This window comes from Phenylobacterium sp., assembly GCF_036677185.1.
Lineage (GTDB): Bacteria > Pseudomonadota > Alphaproteobacteria > Caulobacterales > Caulobacteraceae > Phenylobacterium.
In genome coordinates this window covers 1-19,919 of the sequence record NZ_JAKFEN010000019.1, presented here as the reverse complement: position 1 = coordinate 19,919, position 19,919 = coordinate 1, and the positions used below count along the sequence as shown (strand labels likewise).

The following is a 19,919-nucleotide window of genomic DNA, read 5'->3' as shown; positions in this document are numbered from 1 at the left end:
TTGCAGCCCACAAACAAGAGTCAAAGTCCCCCTCAGTCAGCTTCGCTGACAGCTCCCCCAGAAGGGGAGCAATTGGGAGGGCGAGGCTACTCGACCTACGGCGCCGTGTAGCCGGACTCGATCTTCACATAGGCGATCAGGTCGACGCGGTCCTTGGCCTCCTTGAGGCCGGCGAAGCTCATCTTGGTGCCGGGCAGGAAGGTGCGCGGCTCGGCCAGCCACTTGTCCAGGTGCTCGGCGTCCCAGACGAAGCCCGCGTTCTTGACGGCGTCGGAGTACTTGTAGTCCGCCACCGACCCGGCCTTGCGGCCGAACACCCCGTGGAGGTTGGGGCCGGTCATGTTGGCCCCGCCCGGCGCGATGGTATGGCACGACTTGCAGAGGCCGAACTTGCTCTTGCCGTTCGCCAGGTCGGCGGTGTTGTAGGGGGCGGGCAGGGAGGCCAGGATGGCGGCCTTCTGTTCGGCGGTCAGCTCCTGCGGCGCCGCGGCGGGCGGCGTCTCGGTCTTCTGGCCGCAGCCGGCCAGCAGGGCGCAGGCCCCCATTAAGATCGTCGCCGCGCGCATCATGAGCCAAACCTCTGCAATGAATTCGATGGGAAGCTAGTCAAGGATCGCGGCGTTGCAAGGCGCGCTTGCGGCGTTCCTTCTGGATGATCTCATCCAGCGCCTGCAGGAACCGCGAGCGGTCGTTGCGGTCGAAGGGCTTCGGGCCGCCCAGGATGTCGCCGGTGGAGCGAAGTTGCTCCATCAGGGCCCGTTGCGCGATGGCCGCGCCGATGGAGTTCTCGGTGAACGGCTTGCCGTTGGGCGCCACGGCGTGGGCGCCGGCGTTCAGCACCCGCTCGGCCAGGGGAATGTCGTTGGTCACTGCCACGTCGCCCGGCGCCACATGCTCGGCGATCCAATCGTCGGCGACGTCGGGTCCGGCGTCGACGATCACCCGAGCGATCGTGGGCGACTGGGGGATCATCATGAAGGCGTTGGAGACCACCCAGGTCTTCAGCCCATAGCGGGCGGCGACCTTGTAGACCTCGTCCTTCACCGGACAGGCGTCGGCGTCGATGAAGACCTCGATGGGTTTGTCGGCCACGGGAGCTCCGGTCAGGGCGGGCCTTCCTCATGCCCGCGACGGCGACGGGCCTCAACGAAAAACGCCGCCGGCCCAGGGGACCGACGGCGCTATTTACGCTTACGCTTACTGGTACGCTACTGGCACTAAGACTTAGGCGAACGCCGCGACCTGCCGGCGGCGGCTGCTGCGGACCATGCCGCCGACGCTGCCGAAGCCGATGATCATCATGGCCCAGGTCGCCGGTTCCGGGACCGCCGAGCCGATGTTGCTGACTTCGAACGAGTTGCTGTTCGAGGCCAGGTCGAAGCCGGTGATGGCGGTGTCGGACCAGAAGGTGAAGCGACCGTTGGTGTTCGCGGCCGTCTGGTTGCCGTTCGCCGCACCCGACACCAGGCCGAGATCGGTGCCGGTGAAGGTTTGGGTCCCGCCACCCTTCAGGTGGAAGGTGATGGAGTTGTAGTCGTCCAGCGACCCGACATAGAAGCTCAGACGCGACACGTAGGGCGCGGTGAACTGGGCCACTTCGCCGGCGCGCACGCTCAGATAGCGGCTGTGGTCGTCATCGGCGGGATCCAGAGGACCGAACGCCGGGGCGGCGCCTTGGGCGGTGGTGCCGGTCCGAAGCGAGTAGGTGCCGCCGATGGTGAAGCCGGGAGCCAGGACGAGAGGGTTGTTGAAGTTCGTAACCAGCGTCTCGCCGGGATTAAGGGCCGACTGGTAGCTGCCGAAGGGCTTGATGACGATCGCGGCGTTCGCCGCGGTCGCGGCCAGGGTCGTCACCGCCGCGAGGGCGGATACGGCCAGGGCCTTTCCGAAGTAGTTCATATGGAGTCTCCAAAAGGGATGTGATCTAGATTCACGAGCGAGCTTCGCAATGGGCGTGCCAACCCGGGGTTGCGCCGGGTCTTGCAGGGATTCGCGCTCTGGGGATCGGGAGATTTGGCGACAATCGCCGCCGTTGCGGGACTCAGAGACCTTCGAGGGTCTTGAACCAGCATTCCTCGCCGAGACAGTACAGGATCAGGGTCTCGCCTTCGGTGGTCGGGCTAAGTTCGAACGGGCCGTACCAGGCGCGGTCCTGGTCCGGATCGCTGTCCAGGTTGATGGCGTCTTCGCCGGCCTCCAGGAACAGCCGCGCCGCACCCTCGGGCGAGGTGAAGATGCAGCGGATCTCGTAGCCCTCGGCGATCAGCGCCTCGAGCGCCTCGTCCAGGCCGTCGACCAGCCGCCGGGACGCGGTGTCGCGCCCCTCCTCAACCGGTTCTTCCTGGATCTGTGGCCGTTCCAACCTCGACTCACCCCCCCAGTTCGTCGTCTGCCCAGCGCCTAACCTAGCGCCAAGACCTACAAGGTCGAGCTGTTGCTGGTCGGAGCGACTGAATAAATTGTCGCAAATCTGGAACGCAGGTGTCGCGATCGGGCGCTAGGCCTTTGCGATCCGCAGTCCGAACCGCCGAGCGTTACATGGTCCCCAGATTCTCGCGCCGCTACGAAGACATGGCGCTCGTATTCACCGTCGGCGTGATCGTCGGCGCAATTCTACTGGCCATCGCGATTCCGCACGACGCCTGGGAGATGGCGTGGCGCTTCCGAGGGCCGTCGGCCTAGGGGCGCAGCCCCTGGTGATGCGCGGGCGACTGGCTCGACGCAGACGTGGCGGCCTTGGCGTTGCCGACGCTGAACAGGAACGCCGCGGCCGCGGCCGCGAGCGGCAATAGGATCTTGAACATCGGGCGCCTCCAACCGAGCGACCTTTCCCCACGCTCGCGGGAGGGTCAAACCCACTCAACTCGTGGGACGGCCCCGAAGCGCGTTTTGCTCCCGTGACGGGCGTTTTCGGGGGTTGAGTTCGAGGCGAGAGCCGCCTGGCGTTCCATGGTGCCGGATGCAGGACTCGAACCCGCGACCTTCGGTTTACAAAACCGCTGCTCTACCAGCTGAGCTAATCCGGCCCTTGGACGGCCCGCTTATGAAGCGAAGGCCTAGGGTGACGCAAGGTCCGCGTTGGCCCCGCGCCTCGGCTGTGGTCCCTTGGCCAAAACGCCGGGAGGACCGCCATGAAGTTCGAGGACTATCGCAAGCATGACGCTGTCGGCCTGGCCGGGCTGGTCGCCAAGGGCGAGGTGAGCGCCTCCGAGCTCTTGGAGACCGCCGTGACGCGGATGGCGGAGGTCAATCCGGCGGTCAACGCCGTGACCATGGACCTCACCGAATGGGGCCGGGCGGAGGTGAAGCGCGATCCGACCCCCGGGCCGCTATCGGGCGTGCCCTTCCTGCTCAAGGACCTGGGCGCCCAGCTGGCGGGATCGGCCACCAGCTCCGGCTCGGCGGTGTTCAAGGACCAGCTGGCGACCGCCGATAGCGCCATCGTCACGTCCTACAAGCAGGCGGGGCTGGTGATTTTCGGCAAGACCAACACCCCGGAATTCGGACTGATGCCGGTGACCGAGCCGGCCCTGCTGGGGCCTTGCCGCAACCCCTGGGACGTGTCGCGAACGCCGGGCGGCTCGTCGGGCGGGGCGGCCTCGGCGGTGGCGGCGGGGATCGTGCCCGCGGCCCACGCCAGCGACGGCGGCGGCTCGATCCGCACCCCGGCCTCGGCCTGCGGCCTGTTCGGCATGAAACCCTCGCGCGGCCGGGTCTCCTTCGCGCCGATGGGCGAGGGCTGGGGCGGGGCATCGATCCAGCACGCGGTGACCCGTTCGGTGCGCGATTCCGCCGTCCTGCTGGACGCGGTGTGCCGACCGCAGCCGGGCGATCCCTATTTCCTCAGCGCCCCGGAACGGCCCTTCGCCGGCGAGGTCGGGCGCGAGCCGGGCAAGCTGGCCATCGGCTTCACCACCGCGGCCCTAGCCTCGGACGCCCTGGACCCGGAATGCAAGGCGGCCGTGCTAGACGCCGCGCGGCTCTGCGAGGGCCTGGGACACGTGGTCGAGGAAGTGACCGTGCCGGGCGATCTGGCGGCCATGCAGCAGGCGGCCGGCGATGTGATCGGCGCCAGTATCGCCGCCACGCTGGAAGCCGAGGGCGACCGGCGCGGCCGGCCCATCGCCGAGGACGAGGTCGAGCTGCTGACCTGGGCCATGTACCAGCGCGGCAAGGGCGTGGCGGGATCGACCTATGTCCGCGGCCTGGCGGCGATCCACGCCTATGGCCGGGCGGTGGCGGGGCTGTTCGAGCGCTATGACGTGTTGCTGCTGTCCACCCTGGGCAGCCCGGCCATCCCCATCGGCTGGCTGACGCAGGAGCTGCGCCAGTACACCCCGCGGCTGTTCGCCTTCATGCCCAACACCCAGGCTTTCAACAACACCGGCCAGCCGGCCATGACCGTGCCCCTGGCCTGGAGCGCGGCCGGCCTGCCCATCGGCATCCAGTTCGTCGGCCGGATGGGGGAGGAGGCGGGCCTGTTCCGCCTGGCCGGGCAACTGGAGCAGGCGCGGCCGTGGTTCGACCGCGTGGCCCCGCTCTAGGCGTCCTGGCGTTTGCGCATCTGGATGAGGTAGGCGGCGATCACCCCTGTGGCCACCAGGCCGATCAGCAGGGTGGAGACGGCGTTGATCTCCGGGTTCACCCCCAGTCGCACCTGGCTGTAGATCCGCATGGGCAGGGTGGTGGCGCCGGGGCCGGAGGTGAAGCTGGCGATCACCAGGTCGTCCAGGGACAGTGTGAAGGCCAGCATCCAGGCGGCGGCCACCGCCGGGGCGATATTGGGCAGGGTGACCAGGAAGAAGGCCTTGAAGGGCGGGCAGCCCAGGTCCTGGGCGGCCTCCTCCAGCTGGCGGTCGAAGGCCGCGAGCCGGGCCTGGATCACCACCGTGGCGTAGCAGAGCGTCACCGTGGCGTGGCCGATCACCACCGTCCAGAAGCCGCGCGGCAGGCCGAAGGCCACGAACAGCAACAGCAGCGACAGGCCCAGCACGACCTCTGGCATGACCAGGGGCGCATAGACCATGCTGGAGAACAGGGTCCGGCCCTTGAATCGCCCGGCGCGAACCAGGGCCGCCGCCGCGAAGGTCCCCAGGATCGTCGCCAGGGTCGCCGAGACCAGCCCCACCCGGAGGGTCACCCAGACCGCGTCCAACAGCTGTTCGTCGCGGAACAGCGCGGCGTACCAGCGGGTGGAGAAGCCGCTCCACACCGTCACCAGCCGGCCGGCGTTGAACGAATAGACCACCAGCAGGACGATCGGCACGTAGAGGAAGGCGAACCCGACCAGCAGCGAGACGAGGTTGAACGCCGTGAGCCCGCGCTTCATCGGGACGGTCCCACCAGCTTCGCCTGTTGGCGCTGGTAGAGGGCGATGGGGATGACCAGGGTGGCCAGGAGGGCGATGGCCACGGCCGAGGCGGCGGGCCAGTCGCGGTTGGCGAAGAACTCCGTCCAGATGGTCTTGCCCAGCATCAGGGTGCCCGAGCCGCCCAGCAGGTCGGGGATCACGAACTCGCCGACCATGGGGATGAAGCAGAGCAGGGCGCCCGCCCCGACGCCGGGCAGGGACAGGGGGAAGGTCACTCGCCAGAAGGCCTGCAGCGGCGTGCAGCCCAGGTCGGCGGCGGCCTCCAGCAGGTCGTGGTGCTGGCGCTCCAGCACCGCGTAGAGCGGCAGGACCATGAAGGGCAGGTAGGCGTAGACCAGGCCGATATAGATGGCGGCGTCGGTGTTCAGCAGGGCGACCGGCCCCAGGCCGACGGCGGCCAGGGCGGCGTTGAGCAGGCCCTCGGGCTTGAGGATGCCGATCAGCGCATAGACCCGGATCAGGAAGCTGGTCCAGAACGGCAGGATCACCGCCATCAGCAGGGCTTGGCGCGCCGCCGGCGAGCAGCGGGCCATGGCGTAGGCCATGGGATAGCCCAGCAGCAGCAGGATCGCGGTGGCGGCCGCCGCGAACTTCAGGCTGGAGAGATAGCTCACCAGATAGAGGTGGTCCGAGGTGAGCCGGGCGTAGGTTTCGAGGTCCAGGGCGCCCAGGAAGCTCCGCAGCCCGGCCAATCCCTGGGCCCAGTCCATCCGCGGCGCGTAGGGCGGCATGGCCAGGGCGGTGTCCGAAAGCGAGAGCTTGGCCACCAGCAGGAACGGAAACAGGAAGAAAACACCCAGCCACAGGAAGGGCGCGAGCGCGGCCAGGCCCGTCCTGTCGCGCCGAACGCTCATTGGGTCAGCACCACGCCGGCGTCCGGCGCGAAGGTCAGCCAGACCTGGTCGTCCCAGTCCACCGGCCGCTCGACGAACCGCGCGGCGTTGGCGCGGGCGGCGCGCAGGGTCCGCCCGTTGGACAGCTCGACCAGATAGGTGGTCCAGTCGCCCAGATAGCCGATGTCGGCGACCTTGCCGGACAGCCGGTTGGGGCCGGGCGGCGGGGCGTCCAGATGCACCTGGATCTTCTCGGGCCGCACAGCGAGCCAGGCGGTGGATGACAGCGGCAGGCGATCGTCCTCGACGGCTTCGAAGCCGCCCTCCGCCTCGTCGCTGGCGAGGCGCACCGACTGTCCGTCGGCGCGCTCCACCTTGCCCTCGAAAAGATTCACATCGCCGATGAAGTCGGCCACGTAACGGGAATTGGGCGCCTCATAGACCTCCGCCGGACGGCCGATCTGGACGATCCGACCCTCTCGCATCACCGCGATGCGGTCGGCGGTGACCATGGCCTCCTCCTGGTCATGGGTGACGATCAGGAAGGTCATGCCCAGGCTCTGCTGGAGGGCCATGAGCTCCCACTGGGTCTCCTCGCGCAGCTTCTTGTCCAGGGCGGCCAAAGGTTCGTCCAGCAGCAGCATCTTGGGCCGCGGCGCGATGGCGCGGGCCAGGGCCACCCTCTGCCTTTGGCCGCCTGAGAGCTGGTGGGGTTTCCGACGCGCCAGGCCCTCCAGCCGCACCAGGGTCAGCATCTCGGCGGTCCGGGCGGCGATCTCATCCTTGGCCAGACCCTGCTGGCGCAGGCCGAAGGCGATGTTCTTCTCGACGCTGAGATGGGGGAAGAGGGCATAGGATTGGAACATCATATTGACCGGCCGCCGATGCGGCGGGTGTCCGGCCAGGTCCTCGCCGGCCAGGGTCACGCGGCCCTCATCCGGGTCCTCAAACCCGGCCAGCAACCGCATCAGGGTGGTCTTGCCGCAGCCCGAAGGGCCCAGCAGGGCGAAGAACTCGCCTTCGTAGATGTCCAGCGAGACCCCGGCCACGGCGGTCTCCCCGTCGAAGCGCTTGACCACGTTCTCGAAGCGCACCAGCGGCTTGGCCGCCGGATCGGCCCAGGGCGCGAAGGTCGAGCGGACCGCGCCGATGTTCAGGCGCGGGCGAGAGCGCTCGGTCATTGCCCCGTCTGGACCTTGGTCCACATGCGCGTCACCTCCCGCAGCAACGCCTGGTCCTTGTCCTTGGTGACGAACAGCCGCTTGAAGACCTCGGGGGTGGGATAGACGTTGGGATTGTCGCGCACCTCGGGGTCCACCAGCTTGGTCGCCGCCGCATTGGCGTTGGCGTACTGGGTGAAGTTCGACGCCTTAGCGATCACCTCGGGCCGCAGCATGTAGTCGAGGAATTTGTAAGCAGCGTCGGGGTTCGGCGCGTCGATCGGGATGGTGAAGACGTCGAACCAGACCTGGCTGCCTTCCCTGGGGATGACATAGGCGAGCTTCACCCCGTTCTTGGCCTCCTCGGCGCGGTCCCTGGCCTGCAGGACGTCGCCGGAATAGCCGACCGCCACGCAGATATCGCCGTTGGCCAGGGCCTCGATATATTCCGAGGAGTGGAACTTGCGGACATGGGGCCGGGCCTTGACCATCAGGTCGGTGGCGGCCTGGTAGTCGGCCAGATCCTTGGAATTGGGGTCCTTGCCCAGGTAGTTGAGCGCGACCGCGTACATGTCCTCCGAGGCGTCCAGGTAGTAGACGCCGCAGTCCTTGAGCTTGGCGAGGTTCTCGGGGTCGAACACCACCGCCCAGCTGTCGATCTTCACGCCGGGCAAGCGCTTGGCCACGGCGTCCACATTGTAGCCGATCCCGATGGTGCCCCACATGTAGGGGACCGCGTACTTCGCGCCCGGATCGAAGGGCGCCATGTGGGCCATGACGTCGGGCCACAGGTTCTTGGCGCCCGTCAGCCGGACCTTGTCCAGCGGTGCGATGGCCTTGGCGGCGATATAGCGGGGCACATTGTGGTTGGAGGGCGTGACGATGTCGTAGCCCGTCTGGCCCTGCAGCACCTTGGTCTCGAGGATCTCGTTGGAATCAAAGGTGTCGTAGACCACCTTGATCCCCGTCTCCTTGGTGAAGTCGGCCAGGATCGCCGGGTCGATATAGTCCGACCAGTTGTAGATCTTGAGGGTCTGCGGCTTGTCGCCGCCGCCCTGCTGGCCGCAACCCGCCAGGGCCAGCATCGCGCTGAGCCCCAGCGCCGTCACCCATCCCCGCATCCCGCTCTCCATCCCCGGTGGAGGGGACGTTATAGGCGAGCCGCGGGCGCGAATGAAAGGCGCTGGGGCCGTTGGCTAGGCCGCTTTCGGCTTGATGATCCCGATCACGGCTCCGGCGACTAGATAGGCGACCAGCTGGTAGCCCATGTTGATCAGCACCAGTTCGGCGCTGAGCTGGATGTAGAGATAGTCGATGGCCATGGTGGTGAAATCGAAGAAGAACCAGGCGGCCAGCGCGCCCATCAGGGCGGCGTTGAGCGAACCCGCGCCCAGGCGGCGCAGCAGCCAGGACAGCCCCAGCACGATGATGATCGTATTGACCACGCCCAGGCTCATGGTCACGGCCGTGTTGGACATGTCGGGCTCCTTGCCCAACGCGGCCATCCACCGTTCCCCGAACAGCGGCCCGTACCAGAGATAGCCGAGGGCCTCGAGCAGGACCACCGCCACCAGGACGGCGATCCAATTGACACCTTTCAACATGCGTCTCTCCCTTTTCCTCGGAGGCAGCCTGTTGTTTTCGTTGGCGAAGCGCCGCCTTCCGCAAGGTCAGATTGAAGCTTAACCATCTAAAAGACCAGCGGCGATTGCATCGGGCCTTGCGGCGAGCGCTTTGGCGAACCAGATGGGGCGCCCTATAAGCCGCCGCTCCTCCCCATTTCGAGAGTCCCCATGTCCCGCATCCTGATCACCTCGGCCTTGCCCTACATCAACGGGATCAAGCACCTGGGGACTCTGGCGGGCTCCATGCTGCCGGCTGACGTCTATGCGCGGTTCCAGCGCTCGCGGGGCAATGAGACCCTCTATATCTGCGCCACCGACGAGCACGGCACCCCCACCGAGCTGGCCGCCGCCGAGGCCGGCCAGGACCCGGCCAGCTTCTGCGCCGAGCAGCATCAGGTGCAGCACGACCTGGGCCGCAGGTTCGGTCTGTCCTGGGACCATTTCGGCCGCTCGTCCTCGCCGCAGAACCACCGGCTGACCCAGCGCTTGGCTCAGGGCCTCTGGGAGGCCGGCTTCATCGAGGAGCGGGTCACCCAGCAGGTCTATTCGAAGTTCGACAAGCGCTTCCTGCCCGACCGCTACGTGATCGGGACCTGCCCGCACTGCGGCTATGGCGCGGCGCGCGGCGACCAGTGCGAGAACTGCACCCGGGTGCTGGACCCCGCCGACCTGATCAATCCACGCTCGGCGATCTCGGGCTCGGAAGACATCGAGATCCGCGACTCCAAGCACCTGTTCCTGCGCCAGAGCCTGTTCTCCGACAAGCTGCGCGCCTGGATCGACGGCAAGAAGGGCGATTGGCCTCTGCTGGTCACCTCCATCGCGCTCAAGTGGCTGGACGAAGGCCTGCAGGACCGCGGCATCACCCGCGACTTGGAATGGGGCGTGCCGGTCAACGCCTTCGAATGGGGTTCCAACCCCAAGGGCGAGCTGCCCGACATCGAGGGCCTGGCCGGCAAGGTCTTCTATGTCTGGTTCGACGCCCCCATCGAATATATCGCCGCCACCTGGGAGTGGGCCGACGCCCAGGCCGCCGAGGCGAGCAGGGGCCCGGCGCCGGACTCGGACTGGGAGCGCTGGTGGCGCGGCCCCGCCGCGGCCGACGTCACCTATGTGCAGTTCATGGGCAAGGATAACGTGCCCTTCCATACCGTGGGCTTCCCCTGCACCCTGATCGGCTCCAACGAGCGGCTGGAGGCCGACGGCTCCTGGCGGCCGGCCAACAACGCCCCCTGGAAGCTGGTCGACCGGCTCAAGGGCTTCAACTGGCTCGACTATTATGGCGGCCGGTTCTCGACCTCGCAGCAGCGCGGGGTGTTCATGGACCATGCCCTGGAGTTGCTGGCGCCCGACTACTGGCGCTGGTGGATCACCGCCAACACCCCGGAGGGTTCGGACGCCAGCTTCGTCTGGGAGCAGTTCCAGGCCCAGGTGAACGCCGACCTCGCCGACGTGCTCGGCAATTTCGTCAACCGCATCCTGAAGTTCACCGAGACCCGCTTCGAGGGCGTGGTCCCTGAAGGCGGCGCGCCGGGCGAACTCGAACTCAAGCTCCAGGCCGACGTGAGCGCCAAGCTCGCCGAGCTGACCGAGAACCTCGACGCCATCGAGATGAGGAAGTCGTGCCAGTCGCTGCGCCAGCTCTGGGTGTTGGGCAACCAGTACCTGACCGAGGCCGCGCCCTGGACGGCGATCAAGACCGATCCGGAACGGGCGGCCACGGCCGTACGCACCGGCCTCAACCTGGTCGCCCTGTTCGCCAAGGTCTCCGAGCCCTTCATCCCCTTCGCGGCGGAGAAGATCGCGCTCGCCGTCGGCGAGCCGTTCCCAGGCGCCTGGCCGACGGGGAGCTCGGCCCTCGACATCCTGCCCGCCGGCCGCAAGGTCGCCGCGCCGGAGGTGCTGTTCAAGAAGGTCGAGAACGAACAGGTCGCCGACTGGATCGCCCGCTTCGGCGGGGCGGAAGGACAGTAGCCCATAGCCTTCGTCATCCCCCGGGCTCGCGAAGCGAGATCCGGGGAACCCAAGCGGAGCCCGCCACACTCTGAGAGTCAGCTTGGGTCCCCCGGATCGTCTTTCAGACGACCGGAGGATGACGAGTTAAGGGATGGCCGCGCGCGCGAAGCGGTCGCGCAGCAGCTCCGCGCCGCTGACCAGCGACACCCCGGCCAGGACCAGGATGGCGCCGACCACGAAGGACGGCTCCAGCGGCTCGTTCAGCACGGCCACCCCGAAGATCACCCCGAACAGCGGGGTCAGGAACGACAGGATCGACAGGCGCGAGGCCAGGTACTTGGTCAGCAGCCAGAACCAGGCGACGTAGCTGATCAGGGTCACGACGACCGCCTGGTAGCCCATGTTCAGCAGGACTTCCGAGGTGAGGTTGACGTGGAACTCGCCCGTCCAGGCCGCGACGCCCATCAGCGCCACGCCGGCGAAGGCCACCTGGTAGAATAGGGTTTTCACGGCCGGGGCGTCAGACAGCTTCGATCCGCGGATCGCCACGGTGGTCAGGCCCCAGGCGAGGCCGGCCAGTAGACCGAAGGCGTCGCCCAGCAGCATCGTGGCGCCGAGCGTCTCGCCGCCGCCCAGGAACGAGAGCGCGATCCCGCCAAAGGCGATGAGCACGCCCGTCCATTGCAGAGCCGACAGCCGTTCCTCGGCGAAGCGCAGGGCCAGGCCCAGGGCCGAGAAGATTGGCGCGCTGTAGATAAACACCACCATGTGCGAGGCGCTGGTGAGCGTCAGGCCCTGGGCGATGAAGAGGAACTCCACCGCGAACAGGAAGCCCACCAGCAGGCCGGAGGGCAGGGTGCCGTCGGTGAAGATCCGCGCGCCGTCGCGACGCCAGGTGATGGCGCCCAGGACGACCGCCGCGATGGCCGAGCGCACGCCCATCTGCATCATCGGGGTCACGTCGTCGGCGATCAGCTTTACGGCCACCTGGGTGAAGCCCCAGCAGACGCAAAGGGCGATCATCAGGGTGACCGCCAGAAGGTCGAGGGGCTTGCGCATGCCGCTCAGAGGGTCGCTTCGCCGCGCAGGACGGGGACGCAGCCGCCGCCGACCGTGGCCCTAACGCCGTCCTCGGCGCGATGGGCGGTGGCGCGCAGGCGCGAGGGACGGCCCATCTCGACGCCCTGGACGATGTCCCAGGCGCCGCTCGCCTCGCCGGAGAGCGACAGCAGGAGCGCCGCCAGGGTGGCGTTGGCGCTGCCGGTGGCCGGGTCCTCGACCGTGCCGGAATTGGGAGCGAACATGCGCGCCCGGATCGACCGCCCGTTGCGGGCGTAGAGGTGCAGGGAGAGCCGGTCGCCGAAGTCGGGGTCGCCGTCGCCCGCCTTGCGGAACGCGGCCAGGTCCGGCGCGGCGCGGGTCAGGGCCCCGCCCGTCACCTCGGCGAAGATGAAGTTGACGCCGACCGTGGCCTCAACCGGACGATGGCCGGTGGTGACGATGTCGGAGGGCGCGATTCCGGCGCAGGCGGCGGCGACCTCCACCGGCAGTTCGGCGCCCAGGGAGAGCGGTTGGGGCGCGGCGATGGTGGCGCCGTGCTCGGTCACGGTCACCCCGACGATGCCGGCGGGAACTTCCAGGCGCAGGTCCGTCCCGCGACCCATCTGGGAGAGCACCCAGCCGGTGCCGATGGTCGGGTGGCCGGCGAAGGGCATCTCGGCCGTGCGGTTGAAGATCCGCACCCGCGCCGTGTTGGCGGCATCCTCGGCGGGCAGGATGAAGGTGGTCTCCGACAGGTTCATCTCCGCGGCCAGGGACAGCATCTGGGCGTCGGTCAGGCCGCGGGCGTCGGTGAAGACGGCCAGCGGATTGCCGCCGAACCGGGTGTCGGTGAACACGTCGAGGGTGACGAAGGGAAAGGCGGGCATCGGACATTCCGTCGCTGGGAGGCGGCAAGGCTTGACATAACTTCGTCGATTGGCAAAGTCCCAAAATGGAATTGGCCGACATCTTCCGCGCGCTCGCCAACGAGCGGCGACTGCAGATCCTGGAGTGGCTGAAGGACCCTGTCGGGAACTTCCCGCCCCAGATCCATGGCGACCTGATCGCCGACGGCGTGTGCGGCGTCTATCTGGCCGACAAACTGGGCATCAGCCATCCGACGCTCAGCGAACACATGCGCGTCCTGATCCAGGCGGGCCTGGTGACGCCCACCAAGATCAAGCAATGGACGTTTTACCGCCGCAACGACGTCCGCATCGCCGAAGTGACCAAGGCCATCGAGGCCGCCGTTTGAATTCCTCCCAGGAGACCGCCTTGCCCAACCTGTTCCAGCCGATGACCTTCGCCCGCGGCCCGGCCATGAAGAACCGCTTCATGCTGGCGCCCCTGACCAACCTGCAGAGCCACCCCGACGGGCGGCTGTCGGACGACGAGTTCAAGTGGCTGACCATGAGGGCTGAGGGCGGGTTCGGCCTGACCATGACCTGCGCGGCCCACGTCCAGCGGATCGGCCAGGGCTTCCCGGGCCAGCTCGGGGTGTTCGGCGACGAGCATCTGGAGGGCCTGACCCGGCTGGCGAGCGCCATCAAGGCGGCCGGCAGCATCGCGGTGGTCCAGCTCCACCACGCCGGCATGCGTTCGCCCAAGGACCTGATCGGCGAGGCGCCGGTCTGTCCGTCCGACGAGGCGGAGTTCGGCGCCCGCGCGCTCACCGAGGCCGAGGTCGCGGGGCTCATCGAGGACTTCATCGCCGCGGCGGTGCGCTCGGAGAAGGCGGGTTTCGACGGCGTCGAGCTGCACGGCGCCCACGGCTATGTGCTCTGCCAGTTCCTCTCGCCGGAGATCAACAAGCGCACCGACCGTTACGGCGGCTCGGCGGAGAACCGGGCGCGGATCATCCACGAGATCATCGACGGCGTGCGCGCCCGCTGCCGGCCGGACTTCAACCTCGGCCTGCGCCTGTCGCCGGAACGCTTCGGCCTGCAGCTCGCCGACATCGTCGACCTGGCCCGCCAACTGATGGCGGAGGGCAAGATCGACTATCTGGACATGTCCCTGTGGGACCACAGGAAGGAGCCGGTGGAAGAGGCCTTCCAGGGCGCCAGCCTCATGTCCTATTTCACCGACCTTCCGCGCGGCGCCGTCCGCCTGGGCGTGGCCGGCAAGATCACCACCCCGGCCGAGGCCGCGGCCTGCCTGGAGGCCGGCGCCGACTTCGTCATCATCGGCCGCGCGGCCATTCTGCACCACGATTTCCCGAAGCAGGCGGCCGACGCCGCCTTCCGGCCCGTCCCCCTGCCGGTCACCCGCGAGCACCTGCGCGCCGAGGGCCTGGGCCCGGCCTTCCTCGACTACATGAACACCTGGAAGGGCTTCGTCGTGCAGGAGACGCAGGACGCCTAGGAGCCCCCCTCATCCGTCAGGCTTCGCCTGCCACCTTCTCCCGCAAGGGGAGAAGGACGTTAGCGACCCTCGAACCGGCGCATCCGATAGGCGTTCATCGCGGTCTCGCCCAGCTTGTCGACCAGGGCGAAGTTGACGATGGCGCCCACCGGCGCGCCGATCACCGGGATCAGCTGGGCGAGCTTGGCCAGGTCGATGTGGTCGCGGTACTCCTGCTGGAACTTCCGCCAGTCGAAGTCCTCCAGCGAGACCGGCGTCGAACCGGTCCGGGTCATGGCGTCGTAGATGGCGTGGCGGTGGCCGGGGCTGGAAAAGGCCAGCTGGAAGATCTGCAGGATGTAGAGCCGTTCCGCCGGCCGCTCGCCGTAGTGGCCGTAGAGGGCGGCGATGTCGAACAGCAGCTTGATCTTCAGCCCGATCAGGGCCGGGAAGTCGACCGCCGCCAGCAGGAAGCCTCCGGCCCCCGCGACCCCGCCCTCGGCCGCCGCGGTGGTGCGGTAGAGCGCGATCTTCTCGCGGACCCGCGCCTCGCGTTCCTCCAGGCCCGCGCCGATCAGCGGTTCCGGCGTGGTGATGTCGGAGCCGGTCATGATCCCGCGTGTCATCTGCTCGATGACCCCAGTGATCACCGCATGGACCTTCTCCGGGATGGCGCGATTGATGCGGCCTTGGACGGCGCGGGCGGCCTCGCCCAGGACGCCCGGCTTCTTCAGGATCTTGCGCTTCCAGGCCGCCAGCTCGGCGCGGGCCTGGACCTCGTAGACTTCGCTCATTTGGCCAGGCCGATAGCCTTCAGCCGCTCGTCGAGGAACGCGCCGGCGGTGATCGGCGGATATTTCGCTCCCTCGCCGACGCAGGAGGGCAGGACCTCCAGAGAGGTGGCCGAGGTGGGGTGCATGAAGAACGGCATGGAATAGCGGCTGACGTTCGGCCCCTCGGGATTGACCACCCGGTGGGTTGTGGACGGGATCACCCCGTTGGTCAGGCGCTGCAGCATGTCGCCGCTATCGACGATCAGATTGCTCTGGGCGGTCTCCACCGGCAGCCAGGTTCCGTCGCGGTCCAGCAGCTGCAGGCCCGCCCCCTTGGCGGCCACCAGGATGGTGATGAAGTTGATGTCCTCGTGGGCCGCGGAGCGGACGCATTCGGGGTCGGCGTCGCCGGGGATCGGCGGATAGTGCAGCACCCGCAGGATCGAGGTCCCATCGGCCACCAGGGGATCGAAATAGCCCTCGTCGAGGCCGAGCCTGGGGGCGAGCGCCCGCAGCAGCAGGGCGCCGGTCTCGTCCAGGCCGGCGAACAGGGCCGAGAAGGTCGCCTTGAATTCCGGCGCGCCATCGGGCCAGACATTGGGCGGCAGCACTTCGGCCAGGTCCGGGCGCGGCTCGCGGCCGATCTGCCAGAACTCCTTGAGATCGGCGTGGGGATTGTCCTTGGCGTGCTCCACCCCGAACGGGGTGTAGCCGCGCAGGCCCTTGGCGTGGCGGCGCTTTTCGGCTTCGGGCAGGGCGAAGACCTGTTCGGCCAGGCCATAGGCCCGGTTCAGCAGCTCCACCGGGACGTTGTGGTCCTTCAGGATGACGAAGCCGTAGTCCTGAAGACCCGCCATCAGGGCGTCGGAGAACCGGGCGCGCTCGGCGGCGTCGCCATGGGTGAAGGCCTTCAGGCTGAGTTCGGGAACGTGGCGGGTCATAGCAGGGCCTCGACCTCGGAACGCGGGGGCAGGGAGGGCTGGGCGCCGGCTCGAGTGGTGGCGAGCGCGCCGGCGGCGCAGGCGAAGGCCAGGGCGGCCTGCAAGGCGCGCGCCTCCAACAGGGCGAGGGTGAGCGCCGCCACGAAGGTGTCGCCCGCGCCGGTGGTGTCGACCACCTCGACCTTGGGCGGACTGGCCGAGGCCAGTAGCTCGCCGCCGCGTCGCAGCTCCGCGCCGCGTCCGCCCAGGGTCAAGGCCACCAGGCCGCGCGCTTGCCGCAGTTGGTCGCCGTAGAACGCCGCCTCGGTCTCATTGACCACGATCAGGTCGGCGCGCTGGAACAGGGCGTCCGGGATCGCCGCGGCCGGGGCTAGGTTCAGGCAGACGAAGCCTTCAGCCTGGGCCACCGCCTTCTCCACGGTGGCGAGCGGAATCTCCAATTGGCAGATCAGGGCCCCGGCCGGCAGCGGACCCAGGCGCTCGGGCGTAAAGGCGGCGTTGGCGCCGGACGCCACCACGATCTGGTTCTCGCCGGTCTCCGAGACCGCGATCAGGGCGACGCCGGTGGGGGCCAGCGGGTCTCGCGCGACGCCGGACAGATCGACCCCGCCCGCCGCCAGCAGCGCCAGGGCCTCGTCGGCCATGGCGTCCTCCCCGACCCGGGCGATGAGCGCGACCGCCGCGCCCAGCCGTTGGGCCGCAAGCGCCTGGTTGGCGCCTTTGCCGCCGGGATGGCGCGCGAGCACCGCGCCGGTCACCGTCTCGCCCGGCGCCGGCAGGGCCTTGCCGGTGGCGACCAGGTCCAGGTTCACCGAACCGACGACGGTGATGGCGGGGCCGGTCATTGGCCGGCGAGCCGCTCGTTCAGCAGCGCGAAGACCCCGTCGGCGTCGACCTCGGTCACCCACTGGATCGTGGCCGCGGCCGGATCGTCCAGGCGAAAGTCCACGGCGGTGTGGCCCAGCGTCAGGGCCGAGCCGGTCTCGACCTCCAGCCTGCAGGGCCGGGCGGTGAATAGCTGGGGCGCAAGGACGTAGGCGATCACGCAGGGGTCGTGCAGCGGCGCGCTCTTGCCGCCCACGATGTCGCGCTCGATGCCGTTGGAGAAGTCGATCACCTGCGCCGCCGCCAGGGCCGCCGGCGTGCCGAGGGCGCGGAGGGCGGCGACCCGTCCGGCGGTGGCGCGCACCTGATGGGTGGCGTCCAGGCCCAGGACCACGCAGCGGCAGCCCGAGGCGAACACCACCTGGGCTGCGTGCGGGTCGGCATAGATGTTGTACTCGGCCGAGGCGGTGATGTTGCCGCCCTCGGTGCGGGCGCCGCCCATGACCACGACCTGGGCCAGGCGGCCGACGATCGCCGGCTCGCGGATGAAGGCGAGCGCCACATTGGTCATCGGTCCGGTGACCGCCAGGGTCACGCTGCCGGCCGGCTGGGCCATCAGGGTCTGGATGATGACATCGGCGGCGTGGCCCGACGCGAGCGGCGCGGAGGGGTCGAACACCTTGAGGTCGCCCAGGCCGGATTCGCCGTGGAAATGGTCGGCCTCGACCGGCGGGCGGAAGAGGGGCCGTGGGGAACCCGCGTGGACGGGCACGTCCTCGCGGCCGGCGATCTGGCGGATGATCCGGGCGTTGCGGGCGGTCAGGTCCGCGCCGACATTGCCTCCCACCGTGGTCACCGCGAGGATCTCGAGATCACGCGAGGCGAAGGCCAGGAAGAGCGCGACGGCGTCGTCGACGCCCGGATCGCAATCGATGATGAGCTTTGTCACCGACCCATTGTCGAGGAATTCGGGGGCCCACCGCAAGCCGAAGCTAGTGGGCGGCGGGCGCCTTGGGCTTGATGTCCATGAAATCGGGGACGATCTCGTTGTAGGCCGCGGCCTGGCCCAGGTCGCGCACCACGTCCTGGTGCCCCTCCCACATCATGTGCAGGGCCACGTAGAGCACGATGGCCAGGCCCACATAGCCGATCCAGCGATAGCGGTGCAGCAGGCGGGCGATGAAGCTGGCGGCCATGCCCATCAGGGCGATGGAGAGCAGCAGGCCGAACACCAGGATGGCGGGGTGTTCGCGCGCCGCGCCGGCCACCGCCAGGACATTGTCCAGCGACATGGAGACATCGGCGACAAGGATCTGGATGAAGGCGGCCTTGAAGGTCTTGGGCTGCTTGGCGGCCATGGCGGCGGAGGGTTCGGTCGACGGGTCGTCGTCCATGGCCGCCTCGGCGGCGGCCTCCTCGGGCTCGGCCTGTTCCTTCAGCTCCCGCCACATCTTCCAGCAGACCCAGAGCAGCAGCAGGCCGCCCGCGAACAGCAGGCCGACAATGCCCAGCAGCTGGGTGGTGATCAGCGCGAAGCCGATCCGCATGGTCACCGCCGCGGCCAGGCCCCAGAGGATGGCCTTGCGGCGCTGATCGGTCGGCAGGGCGGCGGCGGCCAGGCCCACGGCCACGGCGTTGTCGCCGGCCAGGACCAGGTCGATCATCAGGACTGAAAGGAAGGCGGCGAAGGCGCCGGGTGCGAATAGGGTTTCCAACATCGCGCCCTGAATGCGACAGCGCGCCGGCCTCCGCAACCGCCTATGGCCGGGCGGTTGCGAAAAACTAGGCCCTAGCTTCGGGTACGGGCGGCTTCGTACAGGGCGACGGCGGCGGCGGCCGACACATTCAGGCTTTCGAAGCCGCCGGGCATGTCGATCCGGGCAAGGTCGTCGCAGTGCTCGGCCACCAGCCGGCGCAGGCCCTCGCCCTCGGAGCCCAGCACCAGCACGGTGGGGGTTCCGTCGAGCGCCTGTTCCAGGGTCTTGTCCGCCCCGCCGGCCAGGCCCACGGCCCGCCAGCCCAGCTCGGCCAGCTCTTCCAGGGCCCGCGAGAGATTGATCACCCGCGCCGAGGGGATCGTGTCCACGGCCCCGGCGGCGGCCTTGGCCAATGCCCCGGCCAGCTTGGGGGCATGGCGGTCCTGCAAGATCACGCCGCTCGCCCCGAAGGCCGCGGCCGAGCGCAGGATGGCGCCGACGTTCTGCGGATCGGTCACCTGGTCCAGCATCAGCAGCACGGCGCCAGGCTTGGGTTCGAAGGCGTCCAGGCCCCAGGCCTGGAGGTGCGGAATGCGCAGCGCCACCCCCTGGTGGACCGCCCCGGCGGGCAGGTTATGGCCGATCGCCTGGGGGTCGAGGATCTCCAGGATCTTCTGGCGGCCGAATCTCTGCTCGATCTCCTTGGCCCGTTCCGCGGTGGCCAGAAGGCGCATCGGATGCTCCCGGGCGGTGTTGCCCAGGGCCGCGCTGACGGCGTGCCAGCCCCACAGCCAGTCGTCCGAGACGTTGTCGGGCTTGCGGTTGAAGGGTCTGGGACCGCCCTTTTTGCCAGCCTTCCAGGGCGCGTTGCGTTCGCGGGATGAGGACACTATAAGACGCGCTCCAAATTGGGGGCCGGACGGTTCCTTCGCTCACGCGACGGAACTTTTGTCCAGGCTTTCGATATGGTTCCGAGCGCGCTGGGGGAATGTCCCGAGTGGCAAAGGGGGGGGACTGTAAATCCCCTGGCGTACGCCTTCGTAGGTTCGAGTCCTACTTCCCCCACCACGCCTCGGAGCGAACTGTTCAAGGAGACTGGCGCGACGCCGCGCATCTTCGGCGGGTATAGCACAATGGTAGTGCAGCAGCCTTCCAAGCTGAATATGCGGGTTCGATTCCCGCTACCCGCTCCAACTAAACCTCAAACGCCGGCAGGACCCCGATGGCCAAGGAAAAGTTCGAACGCAACAAGCCGCATTGCAACATCGGCACGATTGGTCACGTTGACCATGGCAAGACGACGCTGACGGCGGCGATCACGTTTACGCTGGCGAAGACGGGCGGGGCCAAGTCG

The 19,919-nt window shown here is 68.5% G+C and carries 24 protein-coding genes and 3 tRNA genes; 8 read left to right on the top strand and 19 right to left on the bottom strand.

What is annotated here, in order from left to right; all coding sequences use genetic code 11:
- Positions 1-95: 95 nt before the first annotated feature.
- From V6M51_RS09630 to V6M51_RS09615, 4 genes are all read right to left on the bottom strand, one after another.
- A complete protein-coding gene (locus V6M51_RS09630; RefSeq protein WP_332766672.1) occupies positions 96-545 on the bottom strand; it encodes a c-type cytochrome in 450 nt (149 codons plus the stop codon).
- A gap of 61 nt (positions 546-606) precedes the next feature.
- Entirely contained in the window at positions 607-1,092 is a 486-nt protein-coding gene (locus tag V6M51_RS09625) for a YaiI/YqxD family protein (RefSeq protein WP_332766670.1), read from the bottom strand.
- A gap of 132 nt (positions 1,093-1,224) precedes the next feature.
- A complete protein-coding gene (locus tag V6M51_RS09620; RefSeq protein ID WP_332766668.1) occupies positions 1,225-1,899 on the bottom strand; it encodes a PEPxxWA-CTERM sorting domain-containing protein in 675 nt (224 codons plus the stop codon).
- 142 nt (positions 1,900-2,041) lie between these two features.
- Positions 2,042-2,362: a hypothetical protein gene (locus V6M51_RS09615; protein WP_332766666.1), complete on the bottom strand. Its 321-nt coding sequence runs from the start codon at positions 2,360-2,362 to the stop codon at positions 2,042-2,044.
- Between the two features lie 176 nt (positions 2,363-2,538).
- Here V6M51_RS09615 and V6M51_RS09610 point away from each other — a divergent pair, with 176 nt between their 5' ends.
- A complete protein-coding gene (locus tag V6M51_RS09610; RefSeq protein WP_332766664.1) occupies positions 2,539-2,682 on the top strand; it encodes a hypothetical protein in 144 nt (47 codons plus the stop codon).
- On the opposite strand, the gene V6M51_RS09605 is transcribed toward V6M51_RS09610, so the two are convergent.
- Together V6M51_RS09605 and V6M51_RS09600 are read right to left on the bottom strand one after the other, a co-directional pair.
- On the bottom strand, positions 2,679-2,804 hold the full coding sequence (locus V6M51_RS09605) for a hypothetical protein (RefSeq protein WP_332766662.1): 126 nt from the start codon (positions 2,802-2,804) through the stop codon (positions 2,679-2,681). The two genes, V6M51_RS09610 and V6M51_RS09605, sit on opposite strands and share 4 nt — an antisense overlap.
- Positions 2,805-2,950: 146 nt before the next feature.
- Positions 2,951-3,026, bottom strand: a tRNA-Thr gene (locus tag V6M51_RS09600).
- A 105-nt stretch (positions 3,027-3,131) separates the two neighbouring features.
- Between V6M51_RS09600 and V6M51_RS09595 the strand changes: the two genes are divergently transcribed.
- The gene (locus V6M51_RS09595) at positions 3,132-4,544 is read left to right on the top strand and encodes an amidase (protein WP_332766660.1); all 1,413 of its coding nucleotides are present in this window, start codon (positions 3,132-3,134) and stop codon (positions 4,542-4,544) included.
- Here V6M51_RS09595 and V6M51_RS09590 read toward each other — a convergent pair.
- The 5 genes from V6M51_RS09590 to V6M51_RS09570 form a co-directional block, all read right to left on the bottom strand.
- Positions 4,541-5,329, bottom strand: a complete 789-nt coding sequence (locus tag V6M51_RS09590; RefSeq protein WP_332766658.1) for an ABC transporter permease — start codon at positions 5,327-5,329, stop codon at positions 4,541-4,543. The genes V6M51_RS09595 and V6M51_RS09590 overlap by 4 nt on opposite strands.
- Entirely contained in the window at positions 5,326-6,225 is a 900-nt protein-coding gene (locus V6M51_RS09585) for an ABC transporter permease (protein WP_332766656.1), read from the bottom strand. The genes V6M51_RS09590 and V6M51_RS09585 overlap by 4 nt, the downstream gene beginning before the upstream one ends.
- On the bottom strand, positions 6,222-7,385 hold the full coding sequence (locus V6M51_RS09580; RefSeq protein ID WP_332766654.1) for an ABC transporter ATP-binding protein: 1,164 nt from the start codon (positions 7,383-7,385) through the stop codon (positions 6,222-6,224). Before V6M51_RS09580 ends, V6M51_RS09585 begins: the two co-directional genes overlap by 4 nt.
- Positions 7,382-8,485, bottom strand: a complete 1,104-nt coding sequence (locus V6M51_RS09575) for a polyamine ABC transporter substrate-binding protein (RefSeq protein ID WP_332766652.1) — start codon at positions 8,483-8,485, stop codon at positions 7,382-7,384. The genes V6M51_RS09580 and V6M51_RS09575 overlap by 4 nt, the downstream gene beginning before the upstream one ends.
- Positions 8,486-8,560: 75 nt before the next feature.
- Positions 8,561-8,968, bottom strand: coding sequence for a DUF1761 domain-containing protein (locus V6M51_RS09570; RefSeq protein ID WP_332701233.1), 408 nt, complete (start codon positions 8,966-8,968; stop codon positions 8,561-8,563).
- 189 nt (positions 8,969-9,157) lie between these two features.
- Here V6M51_RS09570 and metG point away from each other — a divergent pair, with 189 nt between their 5' ends.
- Complete coding sequence (metG, locus tag V6M51_RS09565) at positions 9,158-10,963, top strand: methionine--tRNA ligase (RefSeq protein ID WP_332766651.1); 1,806 nt, start codon at positions 9,158-9,160, stop codon at positions 10,961-10,963.
- Between the two features lie 126 nt (positions 10,964-11,089).
- On the opposite strand, the gene V6M51_RS09560 is transcribed toward metG, so the two are convergent.
- Together V6M51_RS09560 and V6M51_RS09555 are read right to left on the bottom strand one after the other, a co-directional pair.
- On the bottom strand, positions 11,090-12,004 hold the full coding sequence (locus tag V6M51_RS09560; RefSeq protein WP_332766650.1) for a DMT family transporter: 915 nt from the start codon (positions 12,002-12,004) through the stop codon (positions 11,090-11,092).
- Between the two features lie 5 nt (positions 12,005-12,009).
- Positions 12,010-12,873, bottom strand: a complete 864-nt coding sequence (locus V6M51_RS09555) for a PhzF family phenazine biosynthesis protein (RefSeq protein WP_332766648.1) — start codon at positions 12,871-12,873, stop codon at positions 12,010-12,012.
- Between the two features lie 65 nt (positions 12,874-12,938).
- Here V6M51_RS09555 and V6M51_RS09550 point away from each other — a divergent pair, with 65 nt between their 5' ends.
- Positions 12,939-13,241: an ArsR/SmtB family transcription factor gene (locus tag V6M51_RS09550; protein WP_332766646.1), complete on the top strand. Its 303-nt coding sequence runs from the start codon at positions 12,939-12,941 to the stop codon at positions 13,239-13,241.
- Between the two features lie 20 nt (positions 13,242-13,261).
- A complete protein-coding gene (locus tag V6M51_RS09545) occupies positions 13,262-14,350 on the top strand; it encodes an NADH:flavin oxidoreductase (RefSeq protein WP_332766644.1) in 1,089 nt (362 codons plus the stop codon).
- A 59-nt stretch (positions 14,351-14,409) separates the two neighbouring features.
- Here the strand turns inward: V6M51_RS09545 and V6M51_RS09540 are convergent, their stop codons facing one another.
- The 6 genes from V6M51_RS09540 to rlmB all read right to left on the bottom strand — a co-directional run bounded on the left by V6M51_RS09540 (position 14,410) and on the right by rlmB (position 19,455).
- Positions 14,410-15,123 carry an EcsC family protein gene (locus tag V6M51_RS09540; RefSeq protein WP_332766642.1) on the bottom strand — a complete coding sequence of 238 codons (714 nt, stop codon included), beginning with the start codon at positions 15,121-15,123 and terminating at the stop codon, positions 14,410-14,412.
- The gene (locus V6M51_RS09535) at positions 15,120-16,043 is read right to left on the bottom strand and encodes an isopenicillin N synthase family dioxygenase (RefSeq protein WP_332766640.1); all 924 of its coding nucleotides are present in this window, start codon (positions 16,041-16,043) and stop codon (positions 15,120-15,122) included. The genes V6M51_RS09540 and V6M51_RS09535 overlap by 4 nt, the downstream gene beginning before the upstream one ends.
- On the bottom strand, positions 16,040-16,888 hold the full coding sequence (locus V6M51_RS09530; RefSeq protein WP_332766638.1) for a ribokinase: 849 nt from the start codon (positions 16,886-16,888) through the stop codon (positions 16,040-16,042). Before V6M51_RS09530 ends, V6M51_RS09535 begins: the two co-directional genes overlap by 4 nt.
- The gene (locus V6M51_RS09525) at positions 16,885-17,817 is read right to left on the bottom strand and encodes a nucleoside hydrolase (RefSeq protein WP_332766637.1); all 933 of its coding nucleotides are present in this window, start codon (positions 17,815-17,817) and stop codon (positions 16,885-16,887) included. Before V6M51_RS09525 ends, V6M51_RS09530 begins: the two co-directional genes overlap by 4 nt.
- Before the next feature lie 43 nt (positions 17,818-17,860).
- On the bottom strand, positions 17,861-18,586 hold the full coding sequence (locus V6M51_RS09520) for a TerC family protein (RefSeq protein ID WP_332766636.1): 726 nt from the start codon (positions 18,584-18,586) through the stop codon (positions 17,861-17,863).
- A 71-nt stretch (positions 18,587-18,657) separates the two neighbouring features.
- On the bottom strand, positions 18,658-19,455 hold the full coding sequence (rlmB, locus tag V6M51_RS09515; protein ID WP_332766635.1) for a 23S rRNA (guanosine(2251)-2'-O)-methyltransferase RlmB: 798 nt from the start codon (positions 19,453-19,455) through the stop codon (positions 18,658-18,660).
- Positions 19,456-19,547: 92 nt separating this feature from the next.
- On the opposite strand from rlmB, the gene V6M51_RS09510 reads away from it, so the two are divergent.
- The 3 genes from V6M51_RS09510 to V6M51_RS09500 form a co-directional block, all read left to right on the top strand.
- Positions 19,548-19,633: transfer RNA gene (locus V6M51_RS09510), tRNA-Tyr, on the top strand.
- Positions 19,634-19,684: 51 nt separating this feature from the next.
- A tRNA-Gly gene (locus V6M51_RS09505) sits at positions 19,685-19,758 on the top strand.
- Between the two features lie 29 nt (positions 19,759-19,787).
- The coding region (locus tag V6M51_RS09500) for a GTP-binding protein (protein WP_332766972.1) at positions 19,788-19,919 on the top strand (132 nt) is incomplete at its 3' end.